We start from the raw sequence: 12,222 nt of genomic DNA on the forward strand, positions 1-12,222 counted from the left end.
TTAAGTCTGTCCAGACCAGGATTAATCCCGTTTTTCCCAGAATATTTACAAAAAGATTTGCAAATTGCCTGCAATAGGGGTATAATAGTTTACGATATTATAAATTAAGAGTTCAAAAGCCTTGGAGAGGTGGCAGAGCGGTTGAATGCGGTAGACTCGAAATCTACTTTAGGGCGACCTAACGTGGGTTCAAATCCCACCCTCTCCGTTCAATTCAAACTAATAGTTAGAGAAGATATAACAAGTTATCTTAGGTTGTTTTGTTATATCTTATGGGGAAAATTGGTGAAGAATTGGGGAAGATTAACAATGCGATCGGCTACGTACTTGCGATCGCTATATGTTCGGGTATCAGGAGCTAGAGGGGCATCGCGATCGCAAACTATCAGCCTCAAATACTTGGCTACCTTGATAACGGTTGAGGCGCTGCCAGGTAACAAACGAGCGATCGCAAAGTTAGCAAATTATCGTTTGATGTCTCGCAACTCAAGAGTAAAGGAGAAAACCATGATTCAATCCCAAACCATAACCAAAACAATCACGTTTGATGAGTTCGTTGCTTGGTATCCAGAGAACTCTACCCACAAATACGAATTACGCAATGGAGTAATTGTTGAAATGCCTTTAGGAACTGGCGACCATTCCGACGTTACAGGTTTCCTCTCCGGTGAAATCAATTTTGAAATCAGGCGACTGCAATTGCCTTATTCCATTCCCGGTGACTGCCTACTTAAACCAGACCGCAACGAATCAGGTTATCAGCCCGATGTAATTGTCCTAGACCGAGCGCAACTCGCAAACGAACCGCGTTGGAAAAAAGAATCCATCATCACGATGGGGGCGACCGTGCGACTAGCTGTAGAGGTCGTAAGCACCAATTGGCAAGATGATTATCTGATGAAAGCGGGGGAGTACGAACTCGTTGGCATTCCCGAATACTGGATTGTTGACTATCTTGGCTTAGGTGGCAGACGGTTTATCGGCAATCCCAAACAACCCACTTTCTCAGTTTGCCAACTGGTTGATGGGGAGTATCAGGTCAAACAGTTTAGAGGTGATGACCGGATTGAATCGGCTGCATTTCCAGAATTGCAACTAACAGCAGAACAGATTTTTTGCGCCGGTTTGCCCCAAAAGGTTGATGGAGTAAAAGAGAAATCTTAAATGGGATATTTTATCAACTCAAGAACGGTGGTAAAATCAGGATTTGTGCCTATCAAAGCTCGTTGGGTTATTGAAAGGTCAAATTCTTGGGTAGAAAGATGTAAAAGTTTAGTTAAAAATTTTGAGAGAAGTCTTGAAAATGCGACAACGAAGCTCAATCTTTGTTTTGTCAGACTTATGCTAAAAAGACTAGCGATCGCAGCAAGCACATAGATCCCAAATGGGTTCTATAGTCCTTTTCTATTTTAAGAGATTTTCAGAGCTTTTCAGAAGATTGTTGATTATTCCCCCTAGGATAGGCGCTTTCTACTTACCTGAGTATCTTATCTCTCTTTCTACCTGCCATCTGCTCTAGTTTCTGTTGGTATAACTTACGAATTTCGTATGTTGTTGCCCTTTAGCAAAGACAGGGAAACAACATACAAAATACTCGGTATCAATTATCCCCTTAAACGCCCAGACCTGATCGTACTAATCATTAACCACAACCCGAAAAAACTAGCCGCTGCAAATAAAGAATTGCTGAGGAAAGATAGCTCAGGTGTCTGAGCATTAGCAGAAATAATTGCCGCTCCTACAATCAGCGAAGCCACCACAATACTAAAAGAAAGCCGATTTGCAGAATCCCCCAAAGTACGACGCAAAGGTTCAATATCTTTTAGAGTTAAATTCCACTTCAAAGTTTCCGAAGTAACTCGATCTAAAAGCACTTCCAACTGCCGGGGAGATTGCAAAGACAGACTCTTAACATCCAAGGCAGTTCTTAACAGCGCTTGCGTAGGGTCATCTCCAAATAACTGACGACGAAATAAGTCCGTCATCAATGGTTTAATCTGCTCTAACAAGTTAAGTCTGGGATCGAAAGTACGAGCTACCCCTTCCAAATTAGCTAGAGTTTTGGCATACAAACCCAAATTACTTGGCAACCTAATTTTATTGTTCCGCGAGACTTGCATCATCTCATAGAAAACTTCAGAAAAGTTGATTTGTGACAAGCTCAAATTGTAATATTTTCGTAGCATTCGAGCATAGTCATTCTCTAGCTGAGCTAAATTTGCAGGCTGAGCAGATTCCGCCATCTGCAACGTTAATTGACTGCAACGTTGAGCATCTAAATCAACAATTGCTAATAGCATTTCTGTCAAACTTCGCTGGGTGCGCGGGTCAAGGCGACCAATCATACCGCAGTCCAAAAGTGCTAATCGTCCGTCTTTGAGATAGAATAAATTACCTGGATGGGGATCGGCATGAAAGAAGCCATCGATATAAAATTGCTGAAAGAAGGCTCGGCATAAAAGAGTAGTTATTGCTTGGCGTTCAGCTTCGATATCTCCACCGTATCGAGGGCATTTTAAATCGCCCAATAGAATCGGCACGCCGTCGAGCCATTCCATCACCATCAATTTTTTTGTAGTCAACTGCCACTCAATTTTGGGCACGACAATTTGTTTACTATCAAACCAGCGACTTGTAGATAAATTGCGCCTCAGTTCGTCAGTGTAAGTAGCTTCTTGAATAAAGTCGAGTTCGGCCCTCAAGGCAGTACCAAATTCATCAGCTAAGGCGACAATATCGTACTGTTCGCCAAAGTCTGTGAGCATGACAAGTTCCGCCAAACTTGTGAGTACGGCGATATCTTGCTCAATGACGATTTCAATACCGGGGCGTTGCACTTTAAGAGCAACTTCACGACCATCTTTAAGGGTAGCGCGGTGAGTTTGAGCAATGGAACCGGCTGCGACTGCAAGGGTGTTAATTTTGGCAAAGGTATCTTCAAGAGGTTGTTTGAGTTCTTTACGGATGATGGTTTCTACTTCTGGCCAAGCTACGGGCGGCACTTCAGCTTGTAAGCTGGAAAGAGTTTCGATATATTCGGCTGGTAAAAGGTCGGGACGAGTGCTGAGTAACTGTCCCAATTTGACGTACACGGGGCCTAAATCTACGAGGATATTGCGAAGCACTGCTGGAGTTGGCAGAGTGGGTACGTCGGTTTTGCTGCCAGTTAGGAGTCGTTTCATGTAGTCCCAACCGTTGCGGAAGACGACTTCGAGGATTTCTCCTTGGCGCGAACTGTTTTGAACAAGGCTGGAAAACACGGTGCCTCCGAATTTGTCGGGTTAAGCTATATCTACAAGATAGCGTTGGCAAGCAAACTGACCAGTACCTTAAGGAATAACTACTTTGTAGAAGAAGGGGCTAGGGGTTAGGGGCTAGGGGCTAGGGAAAGAGGGAAAGAGGGGAAGATGGGGGAGATGGGGAGGATGGGGGAGATGGGGAGGATGGGGAGGATGGGGGAGATGGGGAGGATGGGGAAGAAGGGGAGAAGGGAATAGAATCAATGGTTTCATGAATTTAGAATATCTCACCAATTCAAAAATTTTTAATTTTTAATTTTTAATTTTTAATTTTTAATTTTTAATGCGGTTTGCATGAAAAAGGGGAATCTGGGGATGGTAAGCTATCAACAACCTTTAAATATGTAGTTCAGAGTAAAGTAGAGATGGCCGGATCAACCCAAGTACCTTTGTTATTGCGGGCCGCACGCGGTGAAGTGTTAGAACGTCCGCCGGTGTGGATGATGCGGCAGGCGGGTCGCTATATGAAAGCTTATCGGGATTTAAGAGATAAGTATCCATCTTTTCGCGATCGCTCGGAAAAAACAGACATCGCAGTGGAAATTTCCCTGCAACCCTTTCGAGCTTTTGAACCGGATGGTGTGATTTTATTTTCGGATATTTTGACCCCCCTGCCTGGAATTGGCATTAATTTTGATATCGTCGAAAGTCGCGGGCCGATGATTGACCCGCCGATTCGCTCTGTGGAGCAAATCGAGAAGCTTCACCCACTGGAACCAGCAGAGTCACTCCCTTTCATCCGGGAGATTTTGCAGACTTTGCGGCAGGAAGTGGGCGATCGCTCTACAGTATTAGGGTTTGTGGGCGCTCCTTGGACTTTAGCAGCCTATGCTATTGAAGGTAAGAGCTCCAAAGACTACACTGTGATTAAGGGCATGGCTTTTTCGGAGCCGGCAATGCTGCATCAATTTTTGAGTAAATTAGCAGACGCGATCGCTATTTACGTCCGCTACCAAATTGACTGCGGAGCACAAGTAGTACAGATGTTCGACTCTTGGGCGGGGCAGTTGAGTCCCCAAGACTACGAAACCTTTGCTCTACCTTATCAGCGCCAAGTAGTTGAGCAAGTCAAAGCTACTCACCCAGATACACCTCTGATCCTTTATATTAATGGCAGTGCTGGACTACTGGAGCGGATGCCCAAGTCTGGCGTTGACCTAGTTAGTGTAGACTGGACAGTAGATATGGCCGAAGCAAGAGCTAGGCTCGGTTCTAAAGTTGGGGTGCAAGGAAACATCGATCCTTGTGTATTATTTGGCTCAAAAGATTTTATTCGGGAACGCATTCTCGAAACCATTCGCAAGGCAGGAAACAAAGGCCACATCCTGAATTTAGGACACGGTGTTTTGCAAAATACACCAGAAGAAAATGTTGCCTTTTTCTTTAAAACAGCAAAACAAGCTGACAAATTACTTTCTTAGAACTTACGCACGGACAACATAATTCTGTCATTGCGACCGTAGGGAAGCAATCTCAAACTACGTTTTTCTGTCATTGCAACCGTAGGGAAGCAATCTCAAACTACGTTTTTCCTACTTAGTGCGTAAGTCCTGTTTCTGTCTCCACCTGACATAAGTAAGGGAAGGTAGGAGAGATGAAAGAGAAGGGGAGTTAAAAGTATGAGGAAGGTAAACCCTCCCCATCCTCCCCATCCTCCCCATCTCCCCAATCTTCCCATCTTCCCATCCTTCTTCTCCCTTCCTGCAATGAAACCCAAGCGGATTTTCGTGACAGGTGCTAGCGGCTGCATTGGTCACTATATCGCCGAAACCCTGATCCAAAATACAGACCATGAATTGTATCTGCTAGTCCGTAACCCGGACAAGCTAGGTTTTGACTTGAATGCTCGTCCTGGCATCAATATAATTCAAGCTGACTTGCGAGATGTGGATAAATTGACAGATTTGTTAAAAACAATGAATGTGGCAATTCTCGCTGCAACAGCTTGGGGCGGCACGCAGGAGGTTTTTGATACCAATGTTGTTAAAACTCTGAAGTTAATAAAGTTACTTTCGCCACAGACTTGCCAGCAAGTTATTTACTTTTCGACTGCAAGTATCCTCGACCATAATAACAATTTACTTAAGGAAGCTGGTCAACTGGGAACGGACTATATTCGGTCAAAATATGACTGTATGTGGCAGTTATCTCGACTTACAGATGTACCTCCGATTACGAGTGTTTTTCCGACGTTGGTATTAGGCGGCGATGCTAATAAACCTTATTCTCACCTATCATCAGGCATACCGGAAGTAGCAAAATGGATTAATGTGATTCGCTGGTTTAAAGCTGATGCGAGTTTTCACTTTATGCACGGTGTGGATATTGCTGAGGTAGTCCGCTACTTGGTGGAACATCCTCCCGCATCTAAAGAAAAGCGAAAGTTTGTCCTGGGAAATCCCGAAATAACAGTTAATCAGGTAGTAGAAGAAGCTTGTGCTTATTTGAATAAAAAAATATTTTTTCGGATTACTCTATCTCCTTGGTTGGCAGATTTATTAATTGTACTGTTCCAGATTCAGATGGCTCCTTGGGATAGATTTTGTTTGGAATATCGCCATTTTAGCTATAAAGAACCTCTGAATCCTCAGAGTCTTGGATTGCCTAGTTACTGCACTAATTTTGCAGATGTTTTAAGAGTAAGTGGGGTTCCAGGTAAGGAATGAGTTGGGTCAATATAAAGGCGATGACTAACCCGGATTTGGTATAACTTTTTCTTTCAAAGCCTCTAAATTATCATAAATTCCCGAAGCTAATTCTTGTTTGATCTAAATGCCATACTCGCTTTTTATACAAGTGTTGATCGAGCTAGACATATAGGAAATAAAGCAAGCAACAACCAATTAATATAATTACTGGAAATGCTACTTTACCCGATAAAATTAATTTTTTAAGCTGCACTTCACTGTTTTGAAACCTGTCTTGATTTCCTACAGTTACTATCAATAGCTCTAAACCAAGTAGGGCGTAAACTAAATAAAACGCATAGTCAAGAGTAACAACGTAACCCACTCCATCAGGTAAAGCATCTAATAAACTCAGATGGAAAAAGACAACAGCTAGTAATAAACCACTCAATACCTCGGCGGAAAGTTGATCGAAAGGAAGAAACAATAACAAGTAAGCCACAGCAACAAAGAACCAAAGAGGTAGCAAGTTTTTGATACTGAAACTGAGTAATTCTCTCTTGATATTGATGACAGCATTGAACTGGGAGTATTCTAAGTCTGATTTAGTAGTAAATTTCCGATAGCCTAAAGTCGAATCATTCACTAAAGTATCCTGAAAAAAAGTTATCCTTTGAGGAGTCCAAGAGGTAATTTCTTTAAAAACCTTCTGTTTCCATTCTGGTGACAATTTGTCTGTGGTAGAATCTCGCATCCCAATTAAGTCTATGGCATAAATTAGCTTATCTCTTGTGAGGTCTGCGTGTCGAAATCTGACAGCTAAACGCTGCTCGTCAAAGGGATAATTGTGAAAATCAAACTCTTCATGAAAATCCGCTTTAACTCTATATATTTTATATTTTACGCCATTTTCTTCTCCTTGCTGTATGGGTTCGCCCAGAGTTAACTTTTCTCCAGAATCTAAACGACTGATCCCGTAGTTACTAAACTCAATTTTTTCGGGACTCAGATTACCTTTATATCCAAACCACAAATAAAAATCCACCACATAGGTTGAGTTTCTCTGGTCTAGATAGCTAACTTCATTGATGTCAAGACCTGTATAAACAATGTCAGTTTTTTGCAGGTATTGTTTGCCAATCTGCAAAATATTACCGTTCTTAATTTCTGCTTCTAGATTATCGGAAACTGTCTCAAGATTTGTGATTTTTTGCAGTTGGGTAAAAGCTGAAACAAGAGATCCTTTGTCAAATCTTCCTATAGCAATAGGGACAACCGCAGTACGTACATCGTCAAAATAAAAGCTTCTCGTTCCTGTTTTAACAGCCTTTTCTGGGCTGTTGATCCTCAGCAAACCCTCTTTAAGCCACTCACGGTCTTCTTTAATGTTTTTCCCGGTAAAAGTTTCTTTTGGTAACTCTTTATAGGTCAATAGAGTCCGATCGATTCCTTCCGCAATTGCGCTGGCAGCATCATAGTAAGCAGCAGCAGACCAACCTGGAGCATTTCCGTAAACCTCTTTAAATGTTGTTCTAAATTGTTGAGTTCGATCGTCAGCAACATCATAAATGATGGGAACTGTGGCATAAAGACCGTTAGTAAAAAAACCAGGAATTTTCTGTTCTTCAGGTAATTTGGCAAAATTTTGAGCAATAATCACATCACCTATATCATCACCACCAAACAGGGGAATGTTCAGATTACTATTTTTGAGTTCAGGAATCAATGTAATCACTTGATCGCGATTAGTAGCCAAGACAATAGCTTGCGGCACTTTACCAAGTTTTTTTAGTTCCTGCAATTCCTGAATAATCATCCTATCTGTGGCTTGACTTTGTTTTTTTGGTAGCTCCCACTTGCTTATTATCTCTCCTCCCAATTCTCTAAAAGTCGCATCAACAGTTTGACCTAAGCCTAAACCATAAGCATCGTAGCCGTGAATGATGCTTATTTTTGAATACCCCATCACCTTTTTCAGGTAATTGGCGATAAATCTGCCCTGAAAGCTATCGGCAAAAATTGTGCGAAAATACCAATTATTATCTTCGGTGACTGCATTAGCAGTAGCAGAACCGCTGATCGCTGGAATACCAGTATCTTGATAAATTTTCCCCGCTGCTTTGGATATGCTACTGGAATAGTGGCCAATAACGGCGACTGCTTTTGATTGGACAATATCTTTAGCTATTTTCTCCGCGACATTTACTTTCCCTTGGTCGTCATAGATATCTAACTTCAATAATTTGCCTTGAATTCCGCCGTTTCTGTTTGCCTGGTCGATGTAGAGCTGCACTCCTTGAACCAATGACCTGCCTACTTTTTGGGTTACTTCCTCTACATTACTTAAGGGAGCCGCGATCGCTATAGTTATTTTTTCTTGATTGAGTTTGCTAAAGGTAGCAATAAATACAATTACCATCAGCGTTAAGAGTGCTGTGGCAAGCCAAACGATTGCTTTTTTTCGACGCATATTTACTCCGTACTCTGTAAGAATAAAAATGTAAAGGAAGTATTTTATCAATACTGATTTGATTGCTATAGCAGGAGGCAGGAGGCAGGCATCTTTTTAGCCATCCCGATCTTATCCCTCTTTTGTCACTTTCGGGAGATAATTGTCTGGAACTACTCGTTTGTAAGGCTTTCGCCTTGCGAACCATAAACTATTGAGAATGGCTAAAATCCAGCGATCGCAAGGCGAAAGCCTTTTTCTCTGCTCGAAGTGACAAAAGAGGGTTATGTTTAATTAGGTGGATTTACTTATCAATTCCAAATTGATGCAGAACTACCAGAACTGCGATCGCTAGCGAGTTCCTCGTTATCTGTTTGCGTAAATTCTGAATTAGCAATTAGCAATTAGCAATTAGCAATTAGCAATTAGCAATTAGCAATTAGCAATTAGCCATTAACCTTATTTTTCCCAATAACCCGATAAACATCTACAGTTTGATGCTTACCCTTCAAAGCTAAAGGCCCCCAGTGTTCTACCAAAAACTCTCCCCGAATGTGAGTTAAAGTTTGATGAGCAATTAAAACCCGACAAGTACCATATTGGCGATCTTTTTCGCAGCTTTCCAGCCGAGAAGCGATATTAACACTGTCTCCCAAAAGTCCATATTCCGATCGCTCTTTTCCTCCTAAACTACCAGCGACTATTGGCCCGGTGAAAATCCCAACTCGCATTTGAATCACTGGTAACTTTCGCTGCTGCCAATCCTGATTGAGTGCATGAAGGCGATCGCCCATAGTCAAAGCGCAAGAAACGGCGGCCCTAGCATCCTGTGCAATCTCCTTCGGTGTCGTGCGAGGAATGGGTACGCCAAATGCTGCCATAATGCCGTCCCCTGTAAACTTATTAATAATACCGTGATGGCTTTGTACTGCTTCAGTCAAAACACTGAGATATTCATTCAGCCACTCCATCAACTTTTCTGGTGGCATTTGTTCCGAAATCGTGCTGAAATCCTTAATATCAGTAAATAGCATCGTCGCTACCAACTTTTGCCCCGGCAATTTACCATCTTCAATTAGGCGATCGCGACTTTTCCACAATACCGCCGCCACTTCTGGGGAAGTATTCTGCCCCAACAACCGCATCACAGTTTTTTGCTGCTGCTGCACTTGATGGGCTCGATAAGCTACCACCGTTGCGCTTGTACAAATAAAAGCCAAAGCAGGAGTAGCTACGGGAACCCATTTATAGTCAATGAATAGCGCCAAACCCATAGCGCAGAGGATACCTAGCAGCGTTGGGCACCCCAGAGCAAAGGCCAGAGGATGGCGGCTACACCATGCTAGACTGCTGCCAACCAATGCCCAAGAACCAATCCAGAGCATTTCTACCCATTCTGGCCAAAACCCGAACAAAGGGCGATCGCCCGCAACTGCATCCAAAATCTGGCTGACCATTTGAGCGTGAACTAGCACCCCTGGCATTTTCGGGCTTGTTTCCTTAGCGGGACTATAGGGCGTTAAAAACAAATCTCTGCTACTGGGGGCTGTAGTGCCAATTAGCACAATTTTGCCTTTCACCAATTTGGGATCGACCTGACCATACAATAGCTGGGAGATGTTGATTTGTTGCGCTCCAGAGTCGTGAGAGCGGTAATTAAGCAGGATTTGATATCCTTTATCATCAATATTTTCATACCCTCCAGAATTAGCTTTTAAAGGCAGAAAACTTGCTTTCCCCCAATAGATCAGATTCTTATTATCCGGGTCATTTTGGGGAATGATGTTCCGAGCAGACAGATAACTCATCGCCAGCCGTAGGGAAAATGAGAAGTCTTTTCCACCAAACATTAAATTACGGCGTACAGTACCGTCGGGGTCAAGTACAATGTCGTTAATGCCGATGCGTTCTGGAGGTACTCCAGGGGGTGCTGGAATTCCCAAAGATGGATCGTCACCGAGATTTTTAATGGCGATGATTTTCGGAGACTTAAGGATGGCCGTAAGTCTTTTATTTCCAGGTTCGTAGGGGATCTCTCGGTACAAATCCATACCAATAACTTCCGGTTGAAACTGGGATAATTTTTCCAACACTCGGGCGATGACTTCATCGGAAAGGGGCAGTCGATTGAAAACTTTTTTATCATCCTCTGTGATCGTGACTACTAGCAGGCGCGGGTCTGGCCCCAGGTCGGGTTGAAGTCGCACCATTGAGTCGAAAACCATCAATTCTAAGGTTTGCAAGCCTCCGATCTGACGCACTCCGAATACAAAACCTGTCACGGCTACAGTTGCGATCGCCACTGCATATAGCCCTGTGAAGTCTGGCCATTTTTTAATCAACCGGGGAAACTTTATTTTCACGATCGCCCTGGATATGAAACAAAACCCTACTGATGCTGACGATCGGCTTGGGTTTCTCGTTACGGCGCAGCGCAAGCCTGCAATTAACAATTAAAAAATAAAAATGAACTCTCACCAATTTTAATTTTTAATTATTAATTTTTAATTTCCCTTTCAATTAGTCATTGCCCGGATTTTTGCCCTGTTAATCGTTCAATTCTATCTAAAGCCGTGCTTTCTCCTACTTTGTCCCCCGTGTCTTGGGCGATCTGCAAGGCTCGCTGATAGGATTCTAGAGCTTTGGGGGACTGACCCAGGCTTTCGTAAATGGCACCCATGTTGTTGAGCAAGCGTCCGACGCTGGTTTGGTCGCCAATCGCTTCTAGCATCACTATAGCCTGTTGGAAATAGATCAGAGCTTGAGAATCTTTACCGAGCTTGCGATAGGTGAGCCCCATGTTGTTTAAAAGCCGTCCGACACCTGCGCGATCGCCAATTTCCCGACGAATTGCTAAAGCTTGCTGGTAAAATTCTAAGGCTCTGGAATACTGACCCATGTTGTAATAAATGCCGCCCATGTTGTTGAGGGTGCGGCCTAAGTCGCGGCGATCGCCAACTTCGGTGCGAATTGTCCGCGCTTGCTGGTAAAACTCTAGGGCTTTGGGGTATTGACCTTGGTCGCCGTAAACTGCTGCTATGTTGTGGAGAGATTCTCCCTCTCCAGCGCGATCGCCTTCAGCTTTTGCTAGCTGCAAAGCTTGTTGATGCAGTTGCATCGCTACAGAAAGTTTATCCCCAGCGCGGTTAACCACGCCGATTAGATTCAGGGTATGACCAATGTTGCGGCGATCGCCTATTTCCCGATTTATGACCAAAGCTTGCTGCAAAACTTCCATTGCTTTGTCATATTCCCCCATGTCAGTGTAAACTTCACCGATACTATTGAGGGTTGCTCCCACACCTTTCTTGTCCCCTAGTTGTTGGCGGATTGCCAAAACTTGTTGATAAGTTTCCACCGCATTTTGAAATTCACCTTTGCGGTATTGCTCAGCACCCTTTTGAGAAAGTTGGTTTGCTTCTGTTTTGCGGTCTGTGGCGGCGATGGGACTAACATCCCCTGGAATTGGCGCAAAGGCGATCGCGCTCGATCTTTCCCCTCCAGTCAGTACAGGTGAGATGGCGATCGCAATAGCTGCGAGATAACGGAAGTGGTGATGGCAATACACCAAGTGAATCCTCCTTTAGCAAGATGTAAATTTTACGATTGAGTCTTCTGCCAATTTCTACATCTTTCGACTGAGAACAACCGGGAATATTAGAGTCAGTCTCGATCGTAAATACACCCTAGCAAACTCAGACTAAAACTTGCCACTAATTGAAAATTCAAATTTTAAAATAGGTGTTGCCTAAGCTTTTCTGAGAATTTTGTCAAGAGGAGGTAGAAGTCAGCTTAAATGCGCCCTAGCAAAACAAGCAATTACTCAAACATTCCAGGGAAACTCTAG

7 protein-coding genes and 1 tRNA gene are annotated in these 12,222 nt (G+C 43.2%); 4 read left to right on the top strand and 4 right to left on the bottom strand.

Features of this window, described 5'->3' with window-relative positions; all coding sequences use genetic code 11:
• Positions 1–123 precede the first annotated feature (123 nt).
• Positions 124–208 (top strand) — tRNA-Ser (locus OSCIL6407_RS0101075).
• 299 nt (positions 209–507) lie between these two features.
• Complete coding sequence (locus OSCIL6407_RS0101080; RefSeq protein WP_007358435.1) at positions 508–1,164, top strand: Uma2 family endonuclease; 657 nt, start codon at positions 508–510, stop codon at positions 1,162–1,164.
• A 440-nt stretch (positions 1,165–1,604) separates the two neighbouring features.
• Here the strand turns inward: OSCIL6407_RS0101080 and OSCIL6407_RS0101090 are convergent, their stop codons facing one another.
• Complete coding sequence (locus OSCIL6407_RS0101090; RefSeq protein ID WP_007358436.1) at positions 1,605–3,260, bottom strand: ABC1 kinase family protein; 1,656 nt, start codon at positions 3,258–3,260, stop codon at positions 1,605–1,607.
• Positions 3,261–3,664: 404 nt separating this feature from the next.
• Between OSCIL6407_RS0101090 and hemE the strand changes: the two genes are divergently transcribed.
• Positions 3,665–4,720, top strand: coding sequence for a uroporphyrinogen decarboxylase (gene hemE, locus OSCIL6407_RS0101100; protein ID WP_007355896.1), 1,056 nt, complete (start codon positions 3,665–3,667; stop codon positions 4,718–4,720).
• Positions 4,721–5,005: 285 nt separating this feature from the next.
• Positions 5,006–5,965 carry an NAD-dependent epimerase/dehydratase family protein gene (locus OSCIL6407_RS0101105; protein WP_007355897.1) on the top strand — a complete coding sequence of 320 codons (960 nt, stop codon included), beginning with the start codon at positions 5,006–5,008 and terminating at the stop codon, positions 5,963–5,965.
• Positions 5,966–6,107: 142 nt separating this feature from the next.
• Here OSCIL6407_RS0101105 and OSCIL6407_RS0101110 read toward each other — a convergent pair whose 3' ends face one another.
• The 3 genes from OSCIL6407_RS0101110 to OSCIL6407_RS0101120 form a co-directional block, all read right to left on the bottom strand.
• Positions 6,108–8,396, bottom strand: a complete 2,289-nt coding sequence (locus OSCIL6407_RS0101110; RefSeq protein WP_007355898.1) for an ABC transporter substrate-binding protein — start codon at positions 8,394–8,396, stop codon at positions 6,108–6,110.
• A 425-nt stretch (positions 8,397–8,821) separates the two neighbouring features.
• On the bottom strand, positions 8,822–10,738 hold the full coding sequence (locus OSCIL6407_RS0101115; protein ID WP_019486836.1) for a CHASE2 domain-containing protein: 1,917 nt from the start codon (positions 10,736–10,738) through the stop codon (positions 8,822–8,824).
• Positions 10,739–10,899: 161 nt separating this feature from the next.
• Positions 10,900–11,943, bottom strand: coding sequence for a tetratricopeptide repeat protein (locus OSCIL6407_RS0101120; RefSeq protein ID WP_007355900.1), 1,044 nt, complete (start codon positions 11,941–11,943; stop codon positions 10,900–10,902).
• Positions 11,944–12,222 lie beyond the last annotated feature (279 nt).

It is taken from the genome of Kamptonema formosum PCC 6407 (assembly GCF_000332155.1).
Taxonomy (GTDB): Bacteria; Cyanobacteriota; Cyanobacteriia; order Cyanobacteriales; family Microcoleaceae; genus Kamptonema; species Kamptonema formosum.